Source organism: Paraburkholderia phymatum STM815, from assembly GCF_000020045.1.
GTDB classification, from domain to species: domain Bacteria; phylum Pseudomonadota; class Gammaproteobacteria; order Burkholderiales; family Burkholderiaceae; genus Paraburkholderia; species Paraburkholderia phymatum.
Genome location: NC_010625.1, coordinates 678790 through 703906, shown reverse-complemented (window position 1 = coordinate 703906; position 25117 = coordinate 678790). Strand labels below are relative to the sequence as shown.

Below are 25117 nucleotides of genomic sequence, written 5' to 3'. Positions count from 1 at the left end.
GACGTATCAAACCGCAGACTGATCGACGCGCTCGGGAACGGGCAGCTTCACCCACTCCGTGTAGAAGGCGTCGATATCCGGCTCGAAGTCATGGATCACCGGGTACCACGGCGTGGGCGCTTCCACGTCGTGCATCGTCCCGCACGTCGGACAATAGTACTCGCGGTACACCTGCCATTGCGTGTCGGGCGCCATCAGGCGCGGATACACTTCATCCATCGCCTCTTCGGACTCGCGCACGAATATGTTGGCGTGCAGCTTCCAGTTCTCGCGGTAATCGCAGAACACATGACCGCAGTCGCATTGCGTCACCCACTTCTTCGTCGCCGACTGCTGCACGATGTACAGATGCGGCGCGAGCGGCAGCACAATCCGATCCTTCCAGCCCATCTTCTGCTGTAGCGCGTCGATGTACATCTGGAAACGCTCGCTGTCCTTGGGCATCGAGAGCATGCGCAACGTCGTGTCCCAGTCGAGCTTGCCCTCGACCATGTTCCTGACCTGTTCCTTCGTGTAAGTAGACATCTCAAGCCTCTCTGATGATTTCGGTGGATCGTGCGACCTTACTCTTCGACCAGCACGACGGTATTGACGTCCGGCATCTTCGAAAGGTCCATGCGGAACTTCGAGCCGTACGTCGGCACGTCCAGTTCATCTTCGACGAGCGTCCACGAATCAGGCAGTTCCCAGAATGCGCGGAACTGCTGCTCGAACTTCTTCGACAGGCCGAAGCTCGTCGCGAACATATGCCTCACCTGGGTCGACGCGTGCTTGACAAGGATGCGCTCGCGTTCGCCCTTCATCCATTCGCGGGTGGGTTGCGAGCGCGCGAGGCGCTGGTTGCGTATCTCGACGCGCAGGAGCGCCGTCTCTTTCGCATCGACTTTCCACACACCATGCGTATCCTTCGTCGCAACCGCGCCATAGACCTTCTGCGCATACTCAGGCAACAGCAGCGCATTGTTCAGGTCGCGCTCGATCGCTTCCGTCTCGCGGTCAAGCGGGTCGCCGAAGCCCGGTCCGCCTCGCAGGTAGTTCAGATACAGGTCGTAGTTGCTGTAGCAATCCTCCGTGGTCATGCACTGCTGGTCGCGCTTGACGACCGATCCCGCATTCAGATGGTTCTCGTAGTCGGGGAAATCGGGATTCGTGTCTCCGCCGAGCGGCAGACTTTCGCCCAACGCGATCCGTTCCTTCAATCCTGTGCGGTGTGCCTCGAAACGGTAGCCGGTGGCGGGCGGATAGCCGCCCATCAGGCCCCAGTCGCTGTTCATGTAGCCGTTGCCCATGAAGAACATGGTCCAGTCCTGCGCCTTCCAGACCATCCGCAGCGTTTCGAATCCGCATCCGCCACGGTATTTGCCATAGCCGCCCGAATTCGCCTTCACATTGCGGCCGAGATACAGCAGCGGTTCGGCCATCTCCCAGATTTCGATGTCGCCCATGTCCCCTTCGGGATTCCAGATCGCAGCGGCATGGTTGAGGCCATCCTTGATCGCGCAAGCACCCGTACCGCACGACGACGCCTCGAAACTGTTGACGGCGTGAATGTCGCCGTCCTGGTTGATGCCGCCGCCCTGGAGCCAGTTCGACGTATTCGCGTTCCCCGCGTTGACCTCTTCCAGATAGCCGCGGCTGAAGTACGCCTGCGACAGGCCGCGCCACATCGCGCTCCAGCCTGAAACCAGAAAGTGCCACGCATACGCGTGCCCCGTGCGGCGGTCGTCAGGGTTCATCCATGCGCCCTTGGGCAGATGGAATTCCGTGCCGTAATATGCGCCGTCGTTGATGCGCTGCGTGGGCACGAGCGTCTGCGTCATCATCACCCAGATGCCGCTCGTGAACGCGACCTGATGCGCGTTGTACGAGTGCCAGCCCCAGCGGCTCGCGCCGTCGAAGTCCAGACGCCATGAGCCGTCCTTGCGGATTTCCATTTCCACCGGCGAGTGCATGATCGAATCGAGCTTCGCGAACGCCGACGAGGTCTGCACATCGGGATGGTTATACGGCACGTCGACGAAGGCGACCTTGCGATACTTGCCGGGCAGCGTCATCGCCTTGATGCGGGTCTGCAGGCCTCGACGCCCTTCCTCAATGACCTCGTAGCTGAACTTCTCGTAAGCGTCTAGCCCCTCGTCCTCGATCACTTCTTCGATCAGGTCGCGGATCATGTGACACCCTGCGATACGCGTGCGCTCGTCGAGAATCCAGTACTTCGGCGTGCGCACTGAGCGCTGGCTTTCGTGCAACCAGTCGCGCAGCGGCGTGTCGTTCACACCTGTTTTTCGGCAAGTGATCATGTAGCCGTCGCCGAAACGCTGCACCTGACCCGTCGACATCGAGCCCGGTGTCACCGCGCCCGTGTCGATGACGTGAGTCACGCCGCCCACCCAGCCGACCAGCTTGCCGCCCGAGAAGATCGGCACGATCGTCGCGATGTCGCACGGGTGAACATTGCCGATCGAGCAGTCGTTATTGGTGAACATGTCACCGGGATGGATGCCGGGGTTGGCCTCCCAATTGTTTTCGATCATGTATTTGATCGCCGCGCCCATCGTGCCGACGTGGATGATAATCCCGGTCGACGTGAGCACGCAGTCGCCCGCCGCGTTGTACAGCGTGAAGCACAATTCACCTTCCTGTTCGACAATTGGACTTGCGGCAATTTTCTTTGCGGTTTCGCGTGCGTGCACAAGTCCGCCGCGCAGCTTCGAAAACATCTTCTCGTAGCGGATGGGATCGCTCTCGCGCAATTCGAGCCGTTCGAGGCCGTTGTAGTGCCCGCTCTGCGCCGTGCGCGCGATGATTGCATCGCGGAACTGCTTGAGCGTCTGACCGTTCTTCAGCAGATCGGCAAAGCCGACTTCCTGACTGGACATCATGTTCATCGCATGTCTCCTTGCGTACTTACTTGACTTCTCTGAGATGGAAGAGGCGGTGCTTGTCGAGGGTCGTAGCAAATCCTTTCGGCACGACGAACGTCGTTGCATCGGATTCGATGATGGCGGGCCCGGTGATCTCGTTGCCGGGCTTGAGCGCCTCCATCTTCCACAACTGCGCATCGTGCCATTGCTTGTGCCGATACAGCTTGCGAGTGCCGACCCGCGCTTCCTGGGGCGGAGTCGGACCGCCTTCGGGGTCTTCAGGCAGCACGGGTTTTTGCGTGACCACCATGCCGCGCATGATTGCGCCAGTGACGGAGAAGCCCAGCTCCGGAGAACGTGCGGCACTCGCATAGACACGCCCATATGTATCTTCGAATGCTTCGACGATACGGTCCCAGTCCTGCGCGCTGGATGCGCCAGCAACCGGCGATTCAATCTCGAGGTCGTTTAGCTGACCCATGTACTGCATCCGGAAGCCCGGACGCAGAATCACGTCCTTTTCGCTAAACCCGTTGATGCGGAATTCCTCGATGACCTTCGCGGCGAGCTCTGACCACGCTTTCTGGATCGTTTGCGCAGCGCCGGTTTTGTCATCGTCCGGGGCGGACTGTGGCAGCGCCAGGTCGACACTCTTGTCGTAGCGGTATTCGAAGTCCGCGCAGGCGCAGCCGAATGCCGAGAAGCCGGCGGCCCATGCGGGCACCACGACGTCCTTGAAACCCAGGCCTTCCGTGTAGCCGTATGTATGAACAGGACCCGCACCGCCATATGAGAAGCACACAAACTCCGTCGGGTTATAGCCCTTCGCGCTCACGTTCGAGCGCAGATACTCGCGCAATTGCAGATCGAGCAGTTCGATGACACCCGCGGCTGCATCTTCGACGGAGAGCCCGAGCGGATCAGCAACCTGAGTCTTGATATGCTCGCGAGCCCGGCTCACGTCGAGCTTGATTTGTCCGCCGAGGAAGTTATCGGGGTTCAGATAGCCGAGCACGACGTGACAATCGGACACCGAGACTGTCGTCAGTCCACTGTCGGGCCAGCAGGTGCCGACGCGGTACCCCGCACTGTCCGGTCCGAGCTTGATTGCACCGCTGTACGGATCGAGCCGGACGAAGCTGCCTGCGCCTGCACCAACCGAATCCATCGTCACGAGCGGCAGCGACAGGACGAGGCGCGCCATGTCCGGGTCCGATGCGATCGCGAAGTTGCCCTTTGTGATCAGCGCCATGTCGAACGATGTGCCGCCGATATCCGAACATGCGATGTTGTCGTAGCCGAGCGCTTCGCCGAGCAGTTTCGAGCCGATCACACCGCCGATCGGACCCGACACGATGGTGCGCGCGAGTTCCTTCGCTTTCCAGCTGATCGTGCCGCCGTGTGTCGCCATGACGCGCAGGTCGAACTTCGCGCCGTGCTTGCGGAAGCGGTCGCTGACCTTCTTCAGGGTTTGCCGCGACGGCTCGGCCGCATAGGCTTCGAGCACCGTCGTGTTCATCCGGTGGCTTTCCTTGCGCTGCGGATAGTAGTCCACGGAAGCGAATACTGGGATATCGACACCTAATGCCTTGAGTTCGTCCCGCACCAGGTCGCGCGCCTGCTGCTCGCTCGTTCCGTTCTTGTGCGATTGAAGCAGACAGATGACGATTGCCTTTGACCCGGATGCGACGAGTTCCCGCGTCGCCTGCCGCACCTCGCCTTCACGCAGCGGAATGACGATATCGCCCTGGACGTCGGTGCGCTCGGTGACGCCGCGAGTGCGCGACAGAGGCACGAGCGGCTCGTCGTAGCGGTGCGTGTTCAGGTGAATCCGTTCCTCCAGCGCATAGCCGAGGTAACTCTGGATCGCCCGGCCCATGGAGTGAACATGCTCGAAGCCTTTGTTCACCAGAAGGCCGACGTCGAGGCCTTTGCGCTGTACGACGCGATTTAGCATTGCTGTGCCGGAATAGACGCATGTGACGAGTTGGGGATAGACGTCGTCGACATCGCGTGTCCAGTGAGCCAGCGCATCCTGCGATGAATTGAAGATCGCGAGCGACTCGTCCTCAGGATTGCTCTGCGCCTTGCCCACGACGAACCGTCCGTCGTCGCGCACGAAGAAAGTGTCGGTCATCGTCCCGCCTGCATCGATGCCCAGCACCTGGACTTGGGAATGCCCTTCCATATGCTTGTCTCCAGTAGTCGGATTTGTCGGGAGCCGAAATAAGCTGGCCGAACTTGCTAGCCACGTCTCATGCGACGGCTCGCGGCGAACTTTGCAACTGCTATGCCATGCGAGGGCTCGGTGCAGGCTCAGGCCTATCCAGCAAGGGTGCCCACAAAATTGACGGGAAGGAGGCGACCGTCGGGTTGCACGCCGCAGAGGAAGGTCAATGACCGGTTTTCGATCGCTGGAACGTTCGGATGTCGGACGGCATAAGGCAAATCGCGTAGGCAGGCCGATTACGGCGCACCGCCGCGCAGATGCCGGCGTGCGAGATTCAAGCACCGGGCTCTTGCCTCGGGTGTTCGACGGCAAAGCGAAGGTCGGTCCACGGATGAAGGATTCGAAGGCGTGGGAGCAAGGTATTAGCGATCGCGTTATTCGTTCCCATGTTCTTCCGACTGCATCGATTCAGCGTTCGCCGCCAGAGGTGCACAACGTCGTAACGAAACGTCTCGAGCGGAGTTCGCTGGAACCGCGTGATGCGCAAAGTACCCGCGCACCAACTGCCTTAGCCACTTACCTTGCACGGGTATCGGCTCGTGCGTACGCTTCTGAAGGACATTCTTGACCCGCTAAGTCGCACCCGCCCGCGCTCTCCCCGGGTCTTCCGTGAACACGGAAGGCACTGCGGCGAGACTTGACGCAGATAAAGCTGGAACCCAGAACGGTTGAAGTCCCCGGCCGTTCAAGACCACGGGTTTGACGGTTGGCCGTTGCTTAGCGACCGAATTCGCTTGAAGCCGTGCAATTGGGGCAACCACGGCGGACCTGCTCAGCCGCCGACGTCGCAAAGATGCGCGAGAAGGCCGTACCCGTTGAAGCCCCGTAATTTACCGGGCCGATGCAGTGCGATCTGCGGTGCGCCGAGCCGGGCCGCAGCGCCGAGTCAATAGCATTGCGCAGGCGACGGGCAAGTCCGTCTACGCCGACGACGCAGCGGCGCGCGTCCGGGCAGCGCTCTGAGCGGCTTATGCGGCTTCTGCGCCCTGAGCAGCTTGCGGCGCGTTTTCCGCGAGCGCTTTGATACGCTGTGCCGTGGCGGCATCCAAAGGCGTATAAACGATCAGGCCCAGGTCGGGCCGGCCATCCACCGAGAACGCCGAATACTCGAGTTCGATCGGCCCTAGCGTGGGATGCGATAGACGTTTCACGCCGCCATCGGCATGGTTGTGCAAGCCGTTCTCACGCCACAGAGCTTCGAATTCGGCACTGCGGCTGCAGAGTTCCTCGACGAGTGCACCCGCCTCCGAAACAAGCCCGGCTCGCGCGACATCGGCTCTGAACGCGCCCACCACAAAGCGTGCGACGCTGTGCCAGTCGTGTTGCTTCGCACGCACATGCGGATCAGTGAACAGGAAGCGCAACAGGTTGCGCCCGTCGGGCGGCAGCGCGCCGTAATCGGTCAGCACGACGGTGGCCGCGCGATTCCACGCGACTACGTCCCACACCGGGTTCTTGACGATGGCAGGACTGGATGCCAGCGAATCGAGAAAGCGCTGCAACCGCGGATTGACGTAGCTGACAGCCCTATATCGCACTTCGGGCGGCCTGCCCAACGCGAGCAGGAAAAGATGTTCGCGCTCGGCGTCCGTCAGCATCAGCGCGCTGGCAATGCGTTCCAGCACGCTGGCAGATGGTGCCCCTCCGCGTCCCTGTTCAAGCCATGTGTACCAGGTGGGGCTGATATTCGCGCGTTGAGCCACTTCTTCGCGGCGCAGTCCCGGCGTTCGGCGGCGCCCCGAAAAGCCAAAGCTTGCGGGGTCGAGCCGGGCGCGGCGGCTCTTCAGAAAATCGCCGAGCGATGCAGGCAGACTGACAGGCATGAGCATCCTGTTACTGGTTTTACCATGATAACGTCACTACTTTAACGGAATAAAAAATCGACAGATAGTGCGCAGATCAACACCAGACGGGAGACGGGAGTTAGCAATGCGCATTTTCTTGACGGGTGCGACGGGATTCATCGGCTCGGCCCTTGTCCCTGAGCTGATTCGCGCCGGGCACGAAGTCATCGGCATGACCCGTTCCGACGCCGGTGCATACGCCCTCCGGCAGGCGGGCGCCCAGCCGCATCATGGCACGCTCGAAGATGTGGACAGCCTCAGACGTGGCGCCGCGAACGCCGACGCGGTGATACACCTCGCGTTCGACCACGACTTCTCACGCTTCCAGGAAAACTGCGAGAAGGACAAACACGCGATCGCCGCGCTCGGTTCCGCGCTGCGCGGCTCGGACCGGCCCCTGCTCATCACCTCGGGCACGGGCGTGGGCAGCGGCGAGCACGGCGAACCCGCTCGCGAGGACGTGTTTAACGTGAGCCATCCGAATCCGCGCATCGGCTCGGAACTCGCGGGACAGGCGCTGCTGGACGCCGGCGTCAACGTGTCCGTGCTGCGCCTGCCGCAGGTGCACGACTCGCGCAAGCAGGGGCTGATTACGCCGCTCATCGCGATCGCTCGCGAAAAAGACGCTGTCGCGTATGTCGGCGAAGGACGCAACCGTTGGCCCGCGGGCCATCTATCCGACGTCGTGAAGCTCTACCGGCTCGCTATCGAAAAAGCGGAACCGGGCGCGCGGTATCACGCGGTGGGCGAAGAAGGCGTCAGCAGCCGCGACATTGCAGAAGCGCTCGGACGAGGCCTCGGCCTGCCCGTCGTGTCCATACCTGCCGGGGAGGCGCAAGCTCACTTCGACTGGATGGGTATGTTCGTCGGAATGGACATGCCCGCCTCCAGCGCGCTGACCCAAACGCGGCTCAGCTGGAAACCGACTGGGCCATCGCTTCTGTCTGACCTGGAGCATGCGCAGTATGCCTAAGCTGCGCGCTTTGCGAGATTGTCAAACGGGCACGAGGACCTTGCGGCGTGATGCAACCCTCTGCGAATGGATCGACCGCTGAGCGCAACGGCTATCGCGACCCGAAGACATTGATGGATCTGAAGCAGTGCTGGAGCGGGTATTTTTCGCGCTCCAATGCACAGCTCGTCGCTCTGCTGCTCTGCTGCTCTGCTGCTCTGCTGCTCTGCTGCTCTGCTGCTCTGCTGCTCTGCTGCTCTGCTGCTCTGCAGATTATTCACTGCCCGCAGCAAGCGTGCAAAAGCTGGGGAGACTAACCCTGGCTTTTACCGGCTACCGTTTCGTGAAACCAATCACTCTTGCTGCGCAATGTTCAGTTAGGATTCCTTTTCCTATCGAATTTATGGGCGTTCAGTTACATCCGCTAGCCAGCGCCGGCCTGCCGACACATGTCCATTTGAAGCAATGATGCGTCCGATCTCAAGATCGCTAACTTCGATCGCGCTAATCCGGCCGAAGACATCTTTCAAACCAGCATATCGCTGACCGTTCAACCCTCCACCATTTCGATGTCCGGCGGTCCGGCAAAAGCACGAGGACTCACGCGGGGCGGGCGTCTACCGGCAACTCGTTCAATCGCGGAAAAGCGGCGAAGCAGCGCGCCGGTCAGAACTGTTCAAGGGAGGGAACTGAACTGCGTGGCACGGAAGCCGCGCGCCAAGTTGAACATTCGCTCCTGGCTTCGTTGCATGCATGACACCGTATCCGTCCCGTCGGGTGACAGCACGGATACTGTGTTCAATCAAAACACCTCTTCCCGCCTCCTCCCGCTGCCTGTCTCCCATCAGCAAACTCACGCGCAACATTCGTTGGCCACCGCGCAACACAATTCCGCGCTCGCATGCAGCGCCGTCCTCTCCACGCCCGCCACATAAGGCGCTGTGCACAATGGCACGGTCGATGCGTGATAGATACCCAGTCGTGCACTTACCAACATCGGTTGAATCGAGGTGCGTCATGTCGAGTGTGCAGAGCCAACGTCGGGCAGTGAACTGGCGACGCCGGACTTTTCGCGTGGATGGCCGTTCAAAGCGCCATAGGGCAAGGCGCGACTTCTCGGTGGGGTTCGTGCCGCTCGGATTGCGGGCCGCCGGCTTTATCGGACGAGGCCCGAAACAATTGTGGCCGTATGTCTTGCCGTGGGTTTTCGCGGTGCTCACCATCGGTTTTTTCTGCCTTGTCGTGCGCGGCGTACTCACGCGGCAATTGCTGGTGCCGCCCGTGGAAACGCCGCAGTCGCTGGTGGAACGCGGCTATACGTCGAGCTTTCTCGCGGAACGCATCATGTCTTCGATGCGAGCGATCGGTCAGGACGCCGAGTCGATTCCGCACGACACGATGACAGACAATGACGCACAACCGGACATTCAGATCCCCGGTCAGGAGATGTCGTATGCAACTACCGTGCGCTTCATCAAAGGCGTCATCAACCGCACGGACGTAGTCGTTCATGTCGGCATCACAAAGGTCAACGACCGCGCGGATTCTTACGTGGCGCATGTGCAGATTGAAGGCGGTCCGTTTAATTCCCGCGAAAGCACGGTGTGGTTCGAAGGACGCGATCTGGAGAAGTTCGTGCACGACATTGCAGTCAAAGCCATGCGTCTTGCGGAGCCGAATATTCTCGCCAGTCATCTCTACTCGCAAGTGCAGAAAACCAAGTGTTCGCTCGCGCAATGCGACTACGGCGAGATCGTCGCGATCTACGACGAAGTGCTCGCACTGCCCGCCTCCGAGCAAGGCGAATGGGCGCTCGCCGGCAAAGCGTGGCTGCTTGCCGATCAGGGGCTGTCCAAAGAGGCTGAGCAGCAGACACGCGAAGCGCTGACCGTGTACCAGCATTCAGCAGTGCTGCACGCAAGCCTTGGCATTGCACTCGAACAGCAGCATCGCATCGACGACGCACTCGACGCCTTGCGAGCCGGCGCGAGCGAGAAATCGAAGACAGCGGAAAATTTGCGTCTTCTCGGCGACGTGCTGTTGCATGCGCGTCGCTATTCCGAAGCACTAGATGCGTTCAAGCAGGCAGACAGAATGAAGTCAGACTTTGTCGACAACCTGCACGATTGGGGCGAAGCACTAGTCACTGTCGGCCGCTACGACGAAGCCATCGAAAAACTCTCGCGCGCCGTCGCACTGCGCCCAGATCTAGCGCCCTCCTACGCGGAATGGGGCCGGGCACTGGATCGCAAAGGCGATCTGTCCGGCGCATCGCGCAAATACGCTCAAGCGTTGCAACTCGACGCGGGGACTTTGTCGGTGCGCGAAAGTCATCTGGCGCGGCTTGCCAGAGCGGCGCAGGAAGGCAATCGCCCAGACGCGTCGAAGCCCAATGACGGAGTCAGGCCTGTGGCGATTCCGCCCGCCGCGCTTGCGTTGCAAACCGCGTAACGAATACCCAGCCATGGAGATGGCTTAGTCCCGCAGTACCTACCCGTTGCAGTAACACACCTGGTTGAAGAGGAGATGTACGATGGACGGTTTCGAAGATGCGTTCAGGGCTCTGATTGGCAGTGAGGGCGGTTACTCCTTCAATCCGCATGACCCTGGCGGTGAAACGATGTGGGGAGTCACGGCGCGTGTGGCACGCAGTGCGGGCTATGCCGGCGCCATGAAAGACCTGCCGCTCGATACCGCTAAACAGATCGCCAAACAGAAGTACTGGGACCCGCTGCATCTCGACGAACTCGACCCGCGCGTTGCCTTCCAGATCTTCGACGCCAATTACAACGGCGGCCTGGTGGTGTTGTGGATGCAAAAAGCTTCCGGTGCGAAGGAAGACGGCAAGTTCGGCCCGGACACACTCGATGCAGTCAAAAGCGCGGACCCGCTGAAGTTTGTCATGCGCTTCGCCGCTTATCGCTTGCGTTACCTGCGCAACCTGCATGCATGGCCCAATTTCAGCCGTGGATGGACCGAAAGAATGGCCGCTAATCTTCTCCTGGGAGCAGCATAATGGACTGGTCTAAAGTAGCGTCGAACATCGGCAGCAGCGCACCGCTTCTCGCCGGCCTCGTGGGTGGTCCGATCGGAGTGGGCGTGACCGCCGCCGCCGCAATCATTTCGCATGCGCTCGGCACGCCGAGCGACCCCGGCGTCGTGGAACTCGCGTTGAACGATCCCAGCGCACTCGAGAAGGTCCGGCAAGCCGAGAACGCAAACGCGTTGCAACTGCAACAGTTGATGGTCACTGCCGCCCAGGCGAGCCTCGCGCATGAAAGCGATATGGCGCGCATCCAGGCCGCCGATCGTGCCGACGCGCGCGCAATGGGAATCAGCAACAAGGACTGGGTACCCAAGGTCCTTGCGATGGCGGTCACCGCCGGCTTCTTCGGCATTCTGCTGCTGATGGCCTTCCAGCCGATGCCGGGCACGAACAAGGATCTCGTCAACGTCGTCGTCGGAGCTTTGGGTACGGCGTGGATCAGCATCATCGGCTACTACTTCGGCACATCAGTGGGATCGATGCGAAAGACCGAACTGCTCGCCAAGCCCAGCGTGCCGATCACCGCGGACAGCGCACTTACGCTACGCGAGCCCGCACCGGCTTCAGCGGCGCGGCCACAAGCGGCGCCGGCTCCGTCGCACAGCGAGGCATTCCAGCAATTCACACCGGGTGGACAGGGCCCGGTTTTCTCGGGCAGCTGACGGCGCTTGATTCATGGACCGACGCAGCGCGCGACGAGACAGCGGCTCGACGCGTGCTGCGTCGCGCGTACCTGGCCTCCGGAATCCCGGCGTTTGCCTCAAATTCACCGACAAACATTACATCAAACGGTGATAAACGCAGTGCCGCTAACTCTAGTTATCATCGGTGCCGCTTCCGGATTTTTGCAGCGCCGCAGTCCTGTTCGTCTTCTGTGAAAATCCTGCTGCTTGCTTCTGGTCGGCACCGGCGGACGAAAGTGGGGCAACCGTGCTCCCGACATTGCTGATTGACTTGATGCATAGTCGTTGTCCTCGCGGTTGGATGAGAACAGTTCGCCTAGGCTCACGTTGATCGCGCAGTCGCTGACCCCGGCCGGACGACCGTCGAGCGCGTCCCTTTAAACCCAGTACGTCTTGCCCTTCTCATGACCCCGCCGCCGCAAAGGCGGCGGTGTAATCGCGCCGACCTGGGCAACGACGATCAAGCACGCTGCGCCAATGCGATCTTCCCGTCGACGAGACGATTGATTCGCCAGGGGTTGCCCGTTTCAAAGACTCGGGCAGCAGCGCCTCCGGTATGTCCTGACATTGACTCGCAGAGTGCTGCTCTTCTCTTTCGGCCAGCACTGGGCGCCAACCGTGCCACTGCTAACGCCTGCCAAGGGTCGCAGTGACCGGATAGGGCACTGGGGGGCGTGCTGCCGCCCATCGGGGTTTTGCAGACATCGGGCATCAGATAGACAGCAGTCCAATCACCGTCCTGCCGCGCCATTAATTTGTCTGCCACACCGCCTCCTGTTTCGTCGACAAGCCATCCCGATTGAGCCTCAGTTGCGGTGCTGCAGGATCGGTCTCGAAGCGAGCTTCACAAACCCGTACTTCAGGTGTCCGCGGGAATACCGCGCGCCATGTCAGCATCACCTGCATTTCCTCGGCGTCGATCAGAACCGTATCGAGGTGCGTTGTTACCGGCATAGTGGCCCCGCTCGCGTAGCGTAGGGCGAAGACGGCACGGTGCCCTGGCAGACGCGCGCTGAGGCGCCCGGAAAACGTGTGCTCAGGCGCCGCTAGATTCATCAGGTCCAGTCTGAGATCCGAACTCGGCCACGATATCTGCTGGTCAGCGGGCGCGCCGTTCCAGTACCGAAAATCAAAATCCTTCGGCAGGTATGGCCAGAGTTTCTTCAGCCACGCCTCGTCGTACGTACTCGCGTTCTGTAGCCTCGGTGCCCATGCCCGCCCGGTAACGCCGAGCCCGGCCGGCTTGTACTGGTAGGCGCTGGCGATCTCTGCCATCTTTCGTGCGTCAATCTCGCCTGAAGGATGTCCTGCGATGTCCAGAGACGTCACAGGCTTGTCTTCCAGCTCGATCTGCGGCGCCGGGAATTGATCGAGATGTTTGTGTCGGGCCGCCTGAAATTGATTCAGCCCGGCAAGCCGACGCAGAATGCATACATCGAGTCATTCAACGGCAAGTTTCGTGATGAATGCCTCAACGAACATCGAGTGCCCGGCTCGTAAATTCAGGCCCCTGGTCCGTTCGCACAGCCTTTGGATAGCCACGGAAGCGAGCAGCGCGGTCCAATGCCCGAGCGACATACAAGCCCGAAATGCTATGGTCGACGATGATATCGACTGACTCCTTTGTGAAGTCATCGACGATGGTCAAGCACTTCAGGCGGCGCCCATTCGAGAGTGCATCCATGACGAAGTGGATTGACCAGACCTCGTTCGGCGCGCTCGGCAAACTCAACTGCTCGCGTTCAATCATCACGCCGTGGCGTCGGCGACGACGTTGCACAGCCAATCCCGCCTCACGATATAGGCGATGCACGCGCTTATGGTTCGCGCGAATGCCTTCGCGCTCTACCAGTGCATGTAGTCGGCGGTAGCCAAAACCGACGACGCTCATGAGCCAGTTCGACCAGGCGCGCCGCCAACGCCGCATTCTCGACATCTGGCTTCGCTTCGTAATGCAGCACGCTGCGAGAAAGCCCGACAAGCCGGCAGGCGCGGCGTTCGGAGATATTGACCGTCTCCCGAATCGCCACCACTGCTTCGCGCTTGGCTTGTGGGCTCAGTGCTTTCCCTTCATGACCACCTTGAGCGCCTCCATGTCGAGCATCGCGTCAGCCAGTAGCTTCTTGAGCCGCGCGTTCTCGCTCTCCAAGTCCTTGAGCCGGCGGGCTTCCGATACCTCCATGCCGCCGAACTTCGCACGCCAGGTGTAGAACGATGCGTCACTGAATCCGTGCTTCCTGCACAGGTCCTTGACCGGCATGCCAGCCTCGGCTTCCTTCAGATACCCGATGATTTGCTCTTCCGTAAAGCGCGTCTTCATGTTCGTCTCCTTCTCCGAAAACGAACTTTACTAGGTTCCGGCTGGCACTGTTTGCTGGGGCAGGTCAATGACCCAACCGTCGTCACCCTCTATTAGCGTGCCACCGTGACTGGTTGTGTCGCCCTTCCGGGCGACACCGCTACCGCCAAAAGTAGCAGAGGAACCAGTGGCGATGATCGCACCGCAACTGGTGGTGTCACCAATACGAGCTACTTGACGGCCGCTGACCGTCACCCCGGCTGTGCCACTAATGACAGTTCCCATACCGTGGACAGGACAGGAATGACGATGACCTACTAGAACAACTGGACGCATGAGAACCTCAGTTGGAGAGTTAAATAATTACATTTCTAGTGTGATTGCGGCAGAAACTTAATAGACCTTATAAATTAGCGAACCCAAAATATTTGCTTGGATTGATCGCCAGACTTCAAGTATCTTGTCGAGATAAAAGTGGCAGTTGAGCTCGAACCTGTTGGTTTATAACGAGCAGCGGAGAAATAGCAATCGTCGCCTTGATCCGGCCCCGAAAGGGGGGGGGAGCATCATGACACAGTGCACGATCCGCTTCATAAACATCGAAATCACCGATTTCGATGTTGTGGGTTGGATAGGTCCAGTTTCCGCTGACATAGACAAGTGCATTGTCAGGAAGGTCTTCCCCAACCATTTCTTTATTCTCTTGGGACAGTGAGCCGTATTGGAGAAATCCTTCTGCATGAGCAGCGTTGTCGAAAGCCTTGTCGTAAAAACAAGCGGTCAATCTCCATCTGTCCTTTTTCGCGTCCACACAGGTTCCGCCGTTGGGGATGTTCCAAACGTATTTGATCGTATACTTCGGTGATGGAAATCACTGAAGCCCAATATCAGCGGATTGAGCATTGCCTGCCGCGACAGCGCGGCAATGTCAGCCTGACAAACCTGCAGGTGCTCAATGCGATTCTTTATGTGGCCGAGCACGGCTGCAAATGGCGGGGACTGCCCAAGCGTTTTGGCCGATGGCACACGATCTACACGCGAATGAACCGCTGGTCCAGGAATGGCGTGCTGGATCGTGTTTTCACCGAATTGCAGCGTGAGCAGATCGTTCGCATCAGGATCGAGGCAGTCTCGCTGGATAGCACAATGGTAAAGGTTCATCCTGACGGCACCGGTGCATTAAAAAAAACGGACCTCAAGCAATCGGAAAATCCCGAGGTGGATGGACCACCAAGATTCATATGGTTGCCGCGGATGCTCGAACAGCCATAACGTTCGCCCTGTCTCCTGGTCAGGCGGGTGATGCGCCAGAGGGGCGAGCCCTATTGCAAAGCCTTGGCTCGCCCAATAGGCCACTGCATCTGCTGATGGACAAGGCGTATGAAGGCGATGAGACGCGACAACTCGCGCTCGACCTGGGTTTCATTCCAGTTGTTCCGCCGAAAAGCAACCGGCTTGAACCGTGGGAATACGATCGCGAAATGTACAAGCGCAGAAACGAAGTGGAACGCCTGTTTCGCCGCCTCAAAGGCTTTCGCCGCATCTTTTCCCGCTTCGACAAGCTGGACGTGATGTTCCTTGCCTTCATCAATTTCGCCCTCATTGTCGATGGGCTCAAATAGTGTGAACAGACCCTAGCAGGCTGTTGAAAAACACCTTGCCGGCTTTGAGCACTTCGTTTCATTGAGTCGCTGCGCCGATTTGATTGATGTCGGTTTAATGCTCGAAGCCTTTCATTCAAGTGGATGCAATGCCATTCCCTCGCTGCCTGTCGCTCCTATGCCGCTTTCGCGGCGAGCGTGCGCATGCGAGTCAGGTTGTAGGCCGCCTGAGTCAACAGGAAGATCTGGTCAACTCGTTGCAGGCCCCGAAACATCGCCTGCCGAATTCTTCCAACCGTCTTGCTCCAGCCAAAGACCTGCTCAATGCATTTGCGCTTGCGCTGACTGACCGCATAGCCGGCCCAGCGCGTTGTGCGTCCGTCGATGGCGGAGCCACCCGCGCGGCCATTGTTTTGCGCAACATGTGGCGTCACGCCGTGTGCGCGGCACGTCGCCACGAAGCCGGCCGTGTCGTAGTTCTTGTCTGCACCTACCGTAATCGACGTATCGGCAAACTGCGCGGCGTCCGCAAGCATTTCGGCTGCTGTGTCCCGCTCGGCTGTGCCATTAGCCTGCGTCACCTGTGCGTTCACCACGAGGCCGTGTCGGTTATCAGTCAGCACGTGCCCCATGTAGCAAAGCATCGCGCCCGTGCCACGACTCTTGCGAAACAGCCGGGCCTGACTGTCCGTGCTGGACTCATGCGTGTCGTTGCTACGCTTCTCGCCATGCCAGTTCTCGTGAGAGCCGGCACCGCCGTCAGGCGGCGAGTCGTCATCCGACTTCACCTTCGGTACAAAGCTCTTGTGTCCGGCCCAAGCCTGAATGAGTGTGCCGTCGACGCTGAAATGCTCGCCCGACAGGTGGCCACGCACGCGTGCTGTCTCGACCGTCTCATTGAACAGACTGACCATGACATCATGAGCCATCAGTCGGTCGCGGTTCTTACTGAAGGTGGAGTGGTCCCAAACAACATCGTCCATCGCCAGTCCGACGAACCAGCGGAACAGCATGTTGTAGGAGATTTGCTCCATCAGCATGCGTTCGCTGCGAATCGAATACAGCACTTGCAACAGCAGTGCGCGAATCAGCTTCTCCGGCGCGATACTTGGGCGTCCGCCCTTCGCGTCGCTCTCGTACATGCGCGAAAAGACCGAATCCATGCGAGTGAGCGCTTCGTTCAACCACAGCCGAATCGGTCGCAACGGGTGATTGGCCGGAACGAAGTCATCGAGCCTGGACATCGTGAACATCGATTCTGTATAGCCGTCCGCTCCGCGCATCGCTTCCGTCTCAGTGTTGTTCGATCCTTCATTTCAACGTTTACCCCTCCCGCGCGGATGACGTGCGCTGGAGGTATTTCAACAGCCTGCTAGAACACATGCTAACAGCCAGATTCCATTTACGATAGACTTTTTCATGGCTTGTGCTGGTCGCGGTGCGTCACTGCATGTCACGGAGTTGCGGATGCGTCGGAAACCGCATTGGCGGGGCCGGCAGGTTTCGCAGTGTCCGGATCTATGAATTCGACTGTACGCAGAACATCCAACTCGTAAGGCAGTAGATTACCCTTTGGGTCCGATAGCTTCATGTCTTTGCCATCGCCGCACAAGGCTTTCGCGCCATGAAAGATGCAATACGAGAAGAAGCGAATCCGTTGATTCGGATCTCCAGTAATTTCATCGGTTGTCCGCGCAAACCCGCTGCCGTTGACGGTTTTCAATGGATATACATGCGTCACTCGCGAAAGTAACTGCCTGTCACTTGCATCGTCGTAGTGGGCGACCCATTTTTTTGTTTTAGCGTCGTAACTCCCATCATGCTGATTTGCCACAGCATCGGTACTTGCGATATCGCTATCGCAGCCAATGGAAAATCCGAAGTCTCGCGATTTTCCATCGGTGGTGATAGTTGTACTATAGCCGGCAAATTTGAAGTCATTTTCCGCTCGTGGCGTCAAGATCGATCCGTGATATTTATCGGTGATCCGAAATTGGCACGACTGTACAGTAACGAGTTCCGGAAATCCATGCCCGGCAGTCGCCAACGCAGATTCATCCGCTAAAGCACCGACAGAAGCGACGCCAAAGAGAAAAGTTAATAGAAATTTGAAGACCATCTCATACTCTCCCCGGTACCCGGTTTTCCGGGAGGGTTAAACGTGAAAGAGCCTTACACGTCCAGTGGGCCAATGGCACTCGGGAGAGTAGTGGGCGCAGATGCATACTTACGCAACTGACCGATGTCATTGAGTTGTCGCAGAAGCGGCATCGTCAAGACTGGCCGGTTTGACAGTGGCAGGATCTACGAACTCGACGGTACGCAAGATGTCCAGTACATATGGCAAGAGATTACCCTTCGGCTCGGAGAGCCTCATGACCTGTCCGCTTCCACATATGGCTAGGGAATCATGAAAGAGGCAGTAGGAGAAAAAACGAACGCGCTGCTTTGGATCGCCATCCACATCATCCTGGGTTGTATAGAAGCCGCTGCTGTTGAGCGCCTTGATGATGTGGATATGGGTTACAGGCGAAAGCATATGCCTATCCCTTGCACTCTCAAAATACAAGGTCCACCTGTTGGCGCTGTTGTCGTAGGTGGCGCCATGCTGGTTGGCAACTTGCTCTTTCGATGTCTCTGTCGCGTGTGAGCAAACAAAGTTGACAGCGAAGTCACCAATAGTGGTCTTAACTGGAGGCCTGTCAGTCCAGTAGGAAGCATTCATCGCCATCCCGCTGGCCAGATGGCCAGCAAATAGGTCGGCCACGCTTATTGCGCAGCCTTCGCCCATGTTCACCGCAAGCTTTGCCCCCGCAGTTGCTGGCTTCTCCGTTGCCGTAGTAGAAGCAAATGAGGGTGGACATATGAGGCAGGATAAAAGCATGGTTGCGCAGATTTGCTTGTACATATTAGGATCTTCTTCGCTGACGCCCTTCCTGGAAACTTGTACTCAGCCAGCACGAACTCACTGATTTCACTGATCCGTTGCGGACGCTGGATTGGCGGGACCAGCTGGTAGTACGGCGGCCGGATCTACGAAATCCACGCTACGCAGGAAACCCAGCGCATATGGCAATAGGGTGACCTTGGGATCACGGAGTTTTAGCACCTGCCCGTCACCGCAAAGGGCGTCTGAACCGTGAAAGAGGCAATAGGAAAAGAAGCGAACCCGTTGATCTGGATCGCCAATCACCTCATCAGTCGTCCGAGCAAACCCACTATTGTTGCCATTGTTGATGGGATAGATATGCGTTACCGGCGCGAGCAGCCTCTTATCGCGGTCGTCAACGTAATACGCAGTCCATTTTTTAGTGCTTTCGTTATAGGAGCCGCCGTATCGATTTGAAATAGCTTCCTTTTGTTGATCGATATCTATATCAAAGCAAATTGAATTTAAGGTGAATCTGCTCGATATCGATTGTGGTATTTTTTGATCTGCGTAGTGCACGTGGCATTCTTTCGTCACCGCCATTTTTCCGTCGGAAAATCCATCAATCTGGTTTTGGAGGACGGAGGTCACCAACTCCTTGGTTCCACTTTTGACTGGCGAACTATCTCCGGCGATAGCCCAGAGCGACGCAAGAGATATCGCTACCAGCAGAAAGCATTGGAATACGAACCGGAAGCATGAACTCGAACGCATATTAAACTCTCCTCGGTACCCGGTTTTCCGGGAAGGCCAACGTGAAAGAGCCTGACGCATCAGGAAACTTGTACTCTCCCAGCACGGCACAGAACTTGTGCAAAACCCACGCAACGAGCGATGTACCCATTGAAGTGGGAGTTCGGGTGGCCTACGGCGCTTGGTAGGTTGACGGTCGCGGATGCATCCCGAAAGTTTTCGCTGTGATAGTAAACCTTGTTGAGAACAGGATTTGGCGCATTGGGGTGATGATGGTCAACTGGATGGATTGCCCCAACCGTTCGACGTTCCAGCGTGATTGCCTGATCGGCATAGCGCGCCATTGCAGACTGTGCCCAGTAGAACCCTGCGCTGTCCGACGGACATAGCAGATCCTCTGCGGTTAATGATCCGAAGGTCTGATTTTCGGCGCTGATTTGTGGGCGCCATCCGAGCATCACCGCAGTTACACCGCTAACCGTATCGGCGATGTATGTCTGTGCATGTGGACGGTCATGGTTTGCCTGATCGTAGGCACGTAAAAGCCTATCGCGCGTGGCTTGAGACATTTGCGCCGCGCGGCCGCGGAAATCCCAATACCTGATGTAGTTGCCAGGTCCTGTCAATTGCAGAAATCCGCGACCGTCCCACGGGTAGTACCAGTGATTTTGGTTATCTTCATGCAGTTTGCCGAGCCACTGGGTTTCCTCCAGCGCATTGCCAAAAAACGCAGCCATGCGCTCGGCTGTATTAATGCGATATTTGCGCAAAGATTTGTTCAGCGGAACGCGATGATTGGTGGCAACCGGGCCCGTAGCGTTTGAATTTGAGACCGATTCGTAGTACGTCGTCTGACCAGCCTCACGCAGTACCTCCATCGGGAGGAGTTGTTTGAATTCCTTTTCACTGAGCCACATACACTTCCGGAATGTCTGGATAAACCGCCCCGGATGAAAATGGTAGTGCAGCTTGTTGAGCGTCAAGCCCTGGGCCTGCGCATCCTCCCAGAAGGCCAGAGCCGAGTGGTGCTGTTTAAATTTCGTATAAGCTTCTTCGCTCATGCATGTGGTCAGCAATACGTTGGCTGGCAGATCATTCGGATCGGTGCCCTTGATCCAGCCCCAGCGCGTGTCAAAGTCATCGCGTGACCAATCGGTTGGCATCTTTACCACGCAGTAACTGAGCCGTTCCCGCATCGGGCCATCGAACTACGCGCGTAGGCTCGCGCGATGCGTTCGCGTCGTTTCTGTGCCTGCTGTCGGGCAGGTGTCTGCGCAACAGCTCCGCTTGCGGGCGCCGGCTGACCCGCAGCCGGCGGTGCGCCTGGATCGAGCATATCGATCAGTACATCGGAGTCACACCTGCTGTTGCCGTCAGTATCGTCGTCAACAAAGGTCCAGCCCAGCCAGTCAGGGAAGTCCGCGTCGCTGTAGACCCTGACGCCGGCGCCGTTCAGATCTGCATAGACCGCCGTATGATCGACCGGCGAGCGAATCTGCCGGATGTGTGGCAGGCGTCCCTGATATAGATCGCTGGTAGCGGGGGCATCCGGCCCGATCACCCGGCCAAAGCGCAGCATTTCGTAGCCCGCGCTCGCGCAGCCAGGGTAGCGTTGCACGGCTCGCTGGTAAAGACCATAGCCGTCTTCCGGTGTAGCGGTACCCAACACCGTTCCCCGGATGCTGCGCGTGGTCAGCATAATCAGCCCAGCGGCCTCGTTGATCGTCACAATCATCGGGGCGGTGGTCGTTGCCTGCACAGGCACCTGCCAGGCGGGATGGCCACCAGTCGCGACCGACGGGTCGGTAGCATAGAGTGGCGTACCGGCGGGCAACACGATATGCGTATCACCCCACAGGCTGGTGGTACGCCCTTGCGAAGCGGTGAGAGGTCCCGAGCTACGCCCCATCAGCGCCGCAACATTGGCTGCATCCGCGACAATCTCGAAGTGAATGCGATTGGGCTGGCCGTAGATCGCGCCGGGCGAACCGATCCTATCCTTGCGGTACACCTTCTGGCCGCGCGACACGTTGACCTTGTGCATGTGCTGGTAGATCGAGTAGAACTCGACGTTCACCCTATCGCCGATCTCTGTGGTGTGCTTCAGGATCACCACGCCATTGCTGGTCCAGCCCGCGTAGTACAGCAACGGGTGGGCGCGATTACCGTCGGATCATCGCTGTGCTGCGGGATCTCATCACTGTTGCGGGCGAACACGACCTGGCCGTCGGCTATCGCGCGTACGGGCTCTACATTGTCCCCACTCCCCGGCGCGTCCAGATGGATACCTCCGTGCCAGCTAAATTCACGACTGACCGGGAATGCACCCTTCCCGGCGCGCTCGCCCAGGGTCGTGACAGGTTGAGTGGGATCGTCCTCCTGCGCGCCGGCGCGGAGAAACGGATCGAATATGGCCAACCGGTCGTAATCCCCGTCCTCGCAGAGTTGGAGCGACATCGAAGCCTGCACGACAGACTGCAGAATACGCGATGCATCCCACGTCGCGACGTTTTCAGATGTTTCCTGCCACGCGAACAGTCCAGCGTGTTCGTACAGGTGAGCAATCTCCGCAGTCGCGGCTGAGTCCACCGAAAATACAGATGGTGCCGCAATTTCCTGTCGAAGCCGCCTGATGAATCCCAACGGCCGACCATCCGGTCCTGCAAGTAGTTGGCCCTGACGGGCGGCAAATGCCGTTTGCAGATAAACATTGAACCCGTGCCTGTCGTGATTCCTGAACGTTTCCGGAACCAATTCGTTTGCCGCAATGACCTGATAGGTCACGTCAGGTTTGCCTGCTTTTCTGCTCCTCCAGTTAGTCCAGGAGCCAGCCATCATCGCCATCGATCAGGGTACCGCCATGGCTGGTGGTGTCGCCCTTACGGGCGGCACCCGCGCCGCCGAATGTTGAGGCAGAGCCAGTGGATATAGTCGCTCCACAACTCGTTCCGTCTCCGATACGAGCCACGGCGCGGCCATTGACCGTTACTCCGCTCGTGCCATTGGTGACGGTGCCCATACCGTGTATAGGACAAGAATGGCGATGACCTACTAGAACAACTGGACGCATAAGAACCTCAATTGGAGAGTTATGTAAATGACTAAATTTCTAGTGTGATTGCGGCAGAAACTTAATAGACCTTATAAATTCGCGAATCCAAAGTATTTGCTTGGATTGATCGCCAGACTTCAAGTATCTTGTCGAAATAAAAGTGGCAATTGAGCTCGAACCTGTTGGTTTATAACGAGCAGCGGAGAAATAGCAATCGTCGCCTTGATCCGGCCCCGAAGGGGGGTCATCATGACACAGTACACGATCCGCTTCATAAACATCGAAATCACCGATTTCGATGTTGTGGGTTGGATAGGTCCAGTTTCCGCTGACATAGACAAGTGCATTGTCAGGAAGGTCTTCCCCAACCATTTCTTTATTCTCTTGGGACAGTGAGCCGTATTGGAGAAATCCTTCTGCATGAGCAGCGTTGTCGAAAGCCTTGTCGTAAAAACAAGCGGTCAATCTCCATCTGTCCTTCTTCGCATCCACACAGGTTCCGCGGTTGGGGATGTTCCAAGAGGATGAGAAACCGCTGGTTTTTATCCTCATACCGCTTTTCAACTCGACTATGGTTTTCGTGTACGCACTGCCGCTCACGGCTAGAACACATGTCAACAGCCAGATTCCATTTACGATAAGCTTCTTCATGGTTTGTCCACAATGATTTTCGAGATGCGCAAAGTCTGGTTTTCGCGATCGCCGAGTCCGTTAGGTTCGTGAGTGTGCGAATTTATACCGTTTATTGCAGCTGACACATCAAAAACGGCCTGATGGGAAAGCTCGCCTTCCGAGATGACGCTATTGATCGTCTTATTTTGCAGTCGAGTAGCACCAGCGGTCCAATACCACCCCCCCGTATCGATACAATTGTACGGGTCAGTACTAACGCGTTGTGGATCGGCGATGTTTGGTTTTCGGATATGCCCGTGGGTTTTAAGCCACCACGACGGATCATACGTAGATTTATCCAGCCACCCCCGATAAACCCAATATGACGCATAATTCGCTAGACCGGTGAGTTGCTTCATTCCACGGCCTCGGTACTTTATGCCATCACCAGTGTCCACGTTTCCAAGTCTATTTTCCAAATAGTTAAAATACGTGTCATGCAAATCGTTGTAGTAACCGTCGGTTTCTGGTTGAATGCTTGCATGGAAGTGCGTGGTGGATGCCTCGACCATGCGTGCAAGACTGAAAGATTCCACGGCGCCTTGGCCGAGAAAATGTGTCAATCGTGTTGCTGTATTAATGAAATATTTTCGAGTCACCTGATTAAGTTGCTTTCTATACCTCTCTCGAAGCCCGCTTGGATCGGGCGTTTCACGGTGGTTGTACTGGTTATCAGGGTAGACGCGTGAAAGCTCTGCTTCTGATAGCCACATGCACTTCCGGAATGTCTGGATAAACCGTCCCGGATGAAAATGGTAGTGCAGCTTGTCTAGTGCTAGGCCCTGCGCCTGCGCATCCTCCCAGAAGGCCAGCGCCGAGTGATGCTGCTTAAACTTCGTATAAGCTTCGTCGCTCATGCACGTGGTCAACAATACGTTGGCCGGCAGATCATTCGGATCGGTGCCCTTGACCCAGCCCCAGCGCGTATCGAAGTCATCGCGTGACCAATCAGTCGGCATCTTTACCACGCAGTAACTGAGCCGTTCACGCATTGGACCATCGAGACTACGCGCGTAGGCTCGCGCGATGCGTTCGCGTCGTTTCTGTGCCTGCTGTCGGGCAGGTGTCTGCGCAACAGCTCCGCTTGCGGGCGCCGGCTGACCCGCAGCCGGCGGTGCGCTTGGATCGAGCATATCGATCAGTACATCTGAGTCACATCTACTGTTGCCGTCAGTGTCGTCGTCAATATAGGTCCAGCCGAGCCAGTCGGGGAAGTCCGCGTCGCTGTAGACTCTGACGCCGGGACCATTCAGATCCGCATAAACCGCCGTATGATCGACTGGCGAACGTATCTGGCGGATGTGCGGCAGACGCCCCTGATGTAAATCGCCAGCGGCAGGTGCATCCGGTCCGATCACTCGGCCAAAGCGCAGCATCTCGTAGCCGGCGCTCGGGCAGCCGGGGTAGCGCTGCAAGGCTCGCTGGTAAAGCCCGTAGCCGTCTTCCGGTGTGGCGGTACCCAGCACCGTTCCACGGGTGCTACGCGTGGTTAGCGTAATCAGGCCGGCGGCCTCGCTAATAGTTACAATCGCCGGTGCAGTCGTCGTCGCCTGCACCGGCACTTGCCAGGCGGGGTGCCCCGCTGTGATAGCGGATGGGTCTGTTGCATAGAGCGGCGTGCCGGCGGGTAACACGATATGCGTATCACCCCACAGGCTGTTGGTGCGCCCCTGCGGCGCGGTGAGTGGCCCCGAGCTACGCCCCATCAGCGCCGCAACATTGGCTGCATCCGCGACAATCTCGAAGTGAATGCGATTGGGCTGGCCGTAGATCGCGCCGGGCGAACCGATCCTATCCTTGCGGTACACCTTCTGGCCGCGCGACACGTTGACCTTGTGCATGTGCTGGTAGATCGAGTAGAACTCGACGTTCACCCTATCGCCGATCTCTGTGGTGTGCTTCAGGATCACCACGCCATTGCTGGTCCAGCCCGCGTAGTACAGCAACGGGTGGGCTGCGATTACCGTCGGATCATCGCTGTGCTGCGGGATCTCATCACTGTTGCGGGCGAACACGACCTGGCCATCGGCTATCGCGCGTACGGGCTCTACATTGTCCCCACTCCCCGGCGCGTCCAGATGGATACCTCCGTGCCAGCTAAATTCACGACTGACCGGAAATGCACCCTTCCCGGCGCGCTCGCCCAAGGTCGTGACAGGTTGAGTGGGATCGTCTTCCTGCGTGCCGGCGCGGAGAAACGGTAGACTGATCAGCATGACATTTCCTTGCAGGTTTTCTGGGTTCGATTGGGA

At 58.2% G+C, this 25117-nt stretch carries 23 protein-coding genes and 2 pseudogenes; 7 read left to right on the top strand and 18 right to left on the bottom strand.

The genetic code is table 11. From position 1 onward, the window contains the following. Window positions 1-6 precede the first annotated feature (6 nt). From BPHY_RS30675 to BPHY_RS30660, 4 genes are all read right to left on the bottom strand, one after another. Window positions 7-525, bottom strand: a complete 519-nt coding sequence (locus BPHY_RS30675) for an acetone carboxylase subunit gamma (protein ID WP_012405363.1) — start codon at window positions 523-525, stop codon at window positions 7-9. A gap of 38 nt (window positions 526-563) precedes the next feature. Continuing rightward, window positions 564-2888: a hydantoinase B/oxoprolinase family protein gene (locus BPHY_RS30670; RefSeq protein ID WP_012405362.1), complete on the bottom strand. Its 2325-nt coding sequence runs from the start codon at window positions 2886-2888 to the stop codon at window positions 564-566. A 19-nt stretch (window positions 2889-2907) separates the two neighbouring features. Next, a complete protein-coding gene (locus BPHY_RS30665; protein WP_012405361.1) occupies window positions 2908-5052 on the bottom strand; it encodes a hydantoinase/oxoprolinase family protein in 2145 nt (714 codons plus the stop codon). Between the two features lie 1010 nt (window positions 5053-6062). Next, window positions 6063-6917: a helix-turn-helix transcriptional regulator gene (locus BPHY_RS30660; protein ID WP_012405360.1), complete on the bottom strand. Its 855-nt coding sequence runs from the start codon at window positions 6915-6917 to the stop codon at window positions 6063-6065. 106 nt (window positions 6918-7023) lie between these two features. On the opposite strand from BPHY_RS30660, the gene BPHY_RS30655 reads away from it, so the two are divergent. The 5 genes from BPHY_RS30655 to BPHY_RS30640 all read left to right on the top strand — a co-directional run bounded on the left by BPHY_RS30655 (window position 7024) and on the right by BPHY_RS30640 (window position 11598). Further along, a complete protein-coding gene (locus BPHY_RS30655; RefSeq protein WP_012405359.1) occupies window positions 7024-7911 on the top strand; it encodes an SDR family oxidoreductase in 888 nt (295 codons plus the stop codon). Between the two features lie 50 nt (window positions 7912-7961). Further along, the gene (locus tag BPHY_RS40140; protein ID WP_407671300.1) at window positions 7962-8207 is read left to right on the top strand and encodes a hypothetical protein; all 246 of its coding nucleotides are present in this window, start codon (window positions 7962-7964) and stop codon (window positions 8205-8207) included. 700 nt (window positions 8208-8907) lie between these two features. Beyond that, window positions 8908-10341 (top strand): tetratricopeptide repeat protein, encoded by a 1434-nt coding sequence (locus BPHY_RS30650; RefSeq protein WP_012405357.1) that lies wholly within the window; start codon window positions 8908-8910, stop codon window positions 10339-10341. 82 nt (window positions 10342-10423) lie between these two features. Further along, window positions 10424-10906, top strand: coding sequence for a glycoside hydrolase family 108 protein (locus BPHY_RS30645; protein WP_012405356.1), 483 nt, complete (start codon window positions 10424-10426; stop codon window positions 10904-10906). Next, window positions 10906-11598, top strand: a complete 693-nt coding sequence (locus tag BPHY_RS30640) for a hypothetical protein (protein ID WP_012405355.1) — start codon at window positions 10906-10908, stop codon at window positions 11596-11598. The genes BPHY_RS30645 and BPHY_RS30640 overlap by 1 nt, the downstream gene beginning before the upstream one ends. A gap of 771 nt (window positions 11599-12369) precedes the next feature. Here the strand turns inward: BPHY_RS30640 and BPHY_RS30635 are convergent. After that, entirely contained in the window at window positions 12370-13026 is a 657-nt protein-coding gene (locus tag BPHY_RS30635; RefSeq protein WP_083775927.1) for a DUF2169 domain-containing protein, read from the bottom strand. Between BPHY_RS30635 and BPHY_RS42085 the strand changes: the two are divergent. Continuing rightward, window positions 13012-13101 (top strand): annotated as a pseudogene (locus tag BPHY_RS42085) (integrase core domain-containing protein); the annotation flags it as partial. The gene BPHY_RS30635 and the pseudogene BPHY_RS42085 sit on opposite strands and share 15 nt — an antisense overlap. Here BPHY_RS42085 and BPHY_RS41295 read toward each other — a convergent pair. The 3 genes and pseudogenes from BPHY_RS41295 to BPHY_RS40120 form a co-directional block, all read right to left on the bottom strand. Then, window positions 13100-13939: pseudogene (locus tag BPHY_RS41295) on the bottom strand (IS3 family transposase); the annotation flags it as partial. The pseudogenes BPHY_RS42085 and BPHY_RS41295 sit on opposite strands and share 2 nt — an antisense overlap. A gap of 30 nt (window positions 13940-13969) precedes the next feature. Then, window positions 13970-14254 carry a PAAR domain-containing protein gene (locus tag BPHY_RS40125; RefSeq protein ID WP_012405352.1) on the bottom strand — a complete coding sequence of 95 codons (285 nt, stop codon included), beginning with the start codon at window positions 14252-14254 and terminating at the stop codon, window positions 13970-13972. A 115-nt stretch (window positions 14255-14369) separates the two neighbouring features. Further along, complete coding sequence (locus BPHY_RS40120; protein WP_012405351.1) at window positions 14370-14729, bottom strand: hypothetical protein; 360 nt, start codon at window positions 14727-14729, stop codon at window positions 14370-14372. A gap of 53 nt (window positions 14730-14782) precedes the next feature. On the opposite strand from BPHY_RS40120, the gene BPHY_RS41485 reads away from it, so the two are divergent. Then, window positions 14783-15540, top strand: a protein-coding gene (locus BPHY_RS41485) for an IS5 family transposase (protein WP_095211895.1) whose coding sequence is annotated in 2 segments (ribosomal slippage) — window positions 14783-15098 and window positions 15098-15540 — 759 coding nt in all. Because the reading frame shifts where the segments join, the coding sequence is not laid out codon by codon here. 155 nt (window positions 15541-15695) lie between these two features. Here BPHY_RS41485 and BPHY_RS30595 read toward each other — a convergent pair. The 10 genes from BPHY_RS30595 to BPHY_RS38880 all read right to left on the bottom strand — a co-directional run bounded on the left by BPHY_RS30595 (window position 15696) and on the right by BPHY_RS38880 (window position 25081). Next, a complete protein-coding gene (locus BPHY_RS30595; protein WP_012405348.1) occupies window positions 15696-16802 on the bottom strand; it encodes an IS5-like element ISBph2 family transposase in 1107 nt (368 codons plus the stop codon). A gap of 170 nt (window positions 16803-16972) precedes the next feature. Then, the gene (locus BPHY_RS40115; RefSeq protein WP_012405347.1) at window positions 16973-17638 is read right to left on the bottom strand and encodes a hypothetical protein; all 666 of its coding nucleotides are present in this window, start codon (window positions 17636-17638) and stop codon (window positions 16973-16975) included. A 126-nt stretch (window positions 17639-17764) separates the two neighbouring features. Then, entirely contained in the window at window positions 17765-18427 is a 663-nt protein-coding gene (locus BPHY_RS30590; protein ID WP_012405346.1) for a hypothetical protein, read from the bottom strand. Window positions 18428-18493: 66 nt separating this feature from the next. Next, a complete protein-coding gene (locus tag BPHY_RS40110) occupies window positions 18494-19039 on the bottom strand; it encodes a hypothetical protein (protein WP_157686868.1) in 546 nt (181 codons plus the stop codon). Window positions 19040-19221: 182 nt separating this feature from the next. Continuing rightward, entirely contained in the window at window positions 19222-20337 is a 1116-nt protein-coding gene (locus BPHY_RS30580; RefSeq protein ID WP_052306200.1) for a hypothetical protein, read from the bottom strand. Next, complete coding sequence (locus BPHY_RS30575; RefSeq protein WP_052306199.1) at window positions 20307-21290, bottom strand: M23 family metallopeptidase; 984 nt, start codon at window positions 21288-21290, stop codon at window positions 20307-20309. Before BPHY_RS30575 ends, BPHY_RS30580 begins: the two co-directional genes overlap by 31 nt. After that, window positions 21251-21925, bottom strand: coding sequence for a M23 family metallopeptidase (locus tag BPHY_RS38885; RefSeq protein WP_012405344.1), 675 nt, complete (start codon window positions 21923-21925; stop codon window positions 21251-21253). The genes BPHY_RS30575 and BPHY_RS38885 overlap by 40 nt, the downstream gene beginning before the upstream one ends. A 31-nt stretch (window positions 21926-21956) precedes the next feature. Beyond that, on the bottom strand, window positions 21957-22211 hold the full coding sequence (locus BPHY_RS40105) for a PAAR domain-containing protein (RefSeq protein WP_012405343.1): 255 nt from the start codon (window positions 22209-22211) through the stop codon (window positions 21957-21959). Window positions 22212-22250: 39 nt separating this feature from the next. Next, a complete protein-coding gene (locus BPHY_RS40100) occupies window positions 22251-22844 on the bottom strand; it encodes a hypothetical protein (protein ID WP_012405342.1) in 594 nt (197 codons plus the stop codon). Beyond that, complete coding sequence (locus BPHY_RS38880) at window positions 22841-25081, bottom strand: peptidoglycan DD-metalloendopeptidase family protein (RefSeq protein ID WP_012405341.1); 2241 nt, start codon at window positions 25079-25081, stop codon at window positions 22841-22843. The genes BPHY_RS40100 and BPHY_RS38880 overlap by 4 nt, the downstream gene beginning before the upstream one ends. Between the last annotated feature and the right edge of the window lie 36 nt (window positions 25082-25117).

Coding starts and splice junctions, on each gene's coding strand:
- BPHY_RS30675 (WP_012405363.1), bottom strand. CDS start 525: ATGTCTACTTACACGAAGGAACAGGTCAGGAACATGGTCGAGGGCAAG.
- BPHY_RS30670 (WP_012405362.1), bottom strand. CDS start 2,888: ATGAACATGATGTCCAGTCAGGAAGTCGGCTTTGCCGATCTGCTGAAG.
- BPHY_RS30665 (WP_012405361.1), bottom strand. CDS start 5,052: ATGGAAGGGCATTCCCAAGTCCAGGTGCTGGGCATCGATGCAGGCGGG.
- BPHY_RS30660 (WP_012405360.1), bottom strand. CDS start 6,917: ATGCCTGTCAGTCTGCCTGCATCGCTCGGCGATTTTCTGAAGAGCCGC.
- BPHY_RS30655 (WP_012405359.1), top strand. CDS start 7,024: ATGCGCATTTTCTTGACGGGTGCGACGGGATTCATCGGCTCGGCCCTT.
- BPHY_RS40140 (WP_407671300.1), top strand. CDS start 7,962: ATGCAACCCTCTGCGAATGGATCGACCGCTGAGCGCAACGGCTATCGC.
- BPHY_RS30650 (WP_012405357.1), top strand. CDS start 8,908: ATGTCGAGTGTGCAGAGCCAACGTCGGGCAGTGAACTGGCGACGCCGG.
- BPHY_RS30645 (WP_012405356.1), top strand. CDS start 10,424: ATGGACGGTTTCGAAGATGCGTTCAGGGCTCTGATTGGCAGTGAGGGC.
- BPHY_RS30640 (WP_012405355.1), top strand. CDS start 10,906: ATGGACTGGTCTAAAGTAGCGTCGAACATCGGCAGCAGCGCACCGCTT.
- BPHY_RS40125 (WP_012405352.1), bottom strand. CDS start 14,254: ATGCGTCCAGTTGTTCTAGTAGGTCATCGTCATTCCTGTCCTGTCCAC.
- BPHY_RS30595 (WP_012405348.1), bottom strand. CDS start 16,802: ATGCGCGGAGCGGACGGCTATACAGAATCGATGTTCACGATGTCCAGG.
- BPHY_RS40115 (WP_012405347.1), bottom strand. CDS start 17,638: ATGGTCTTCAAATTTCTATTAACTTTTCTCTTTGGCGTCGCTTCTGTC.
- BPHY_RS30590 (WP_012405346.1), bottom strand. CDS start 18,427: ATGTACAAGCAAATCTGCGCAACCATGCTTTTATCCTGCCTCATATGT.
- BPHY_RS30580 (WP_052306200.1), bottom strand. CDS start 20,337: ATGCGGGAACGGCTCAGTTACTGCGTGGTAAAGATGCCAACCGATTGG.
- BPHY_RS40105 (WP_012405343.1), bottom strand. CDS start 22,211: ATGCGTCCAGTTGTTCTAGTAGGTCATCGCCATTCTTGTCCTATACAC.
- BPHY_RS40100 (WP_012405342.1), bottom strand. CDS start 22,844: ATGAAGAAGCTTATCGTAAATGGAATCTGGCTGTTGACATGTGTTCTA.
- BPHY_RS38880 (WP_012405341.1), bottom strand. CDS start 25,081: ATGCTGATCAGTCTACCGTTTCTCCGCGCCGGCACGCAGGAAGACGAT.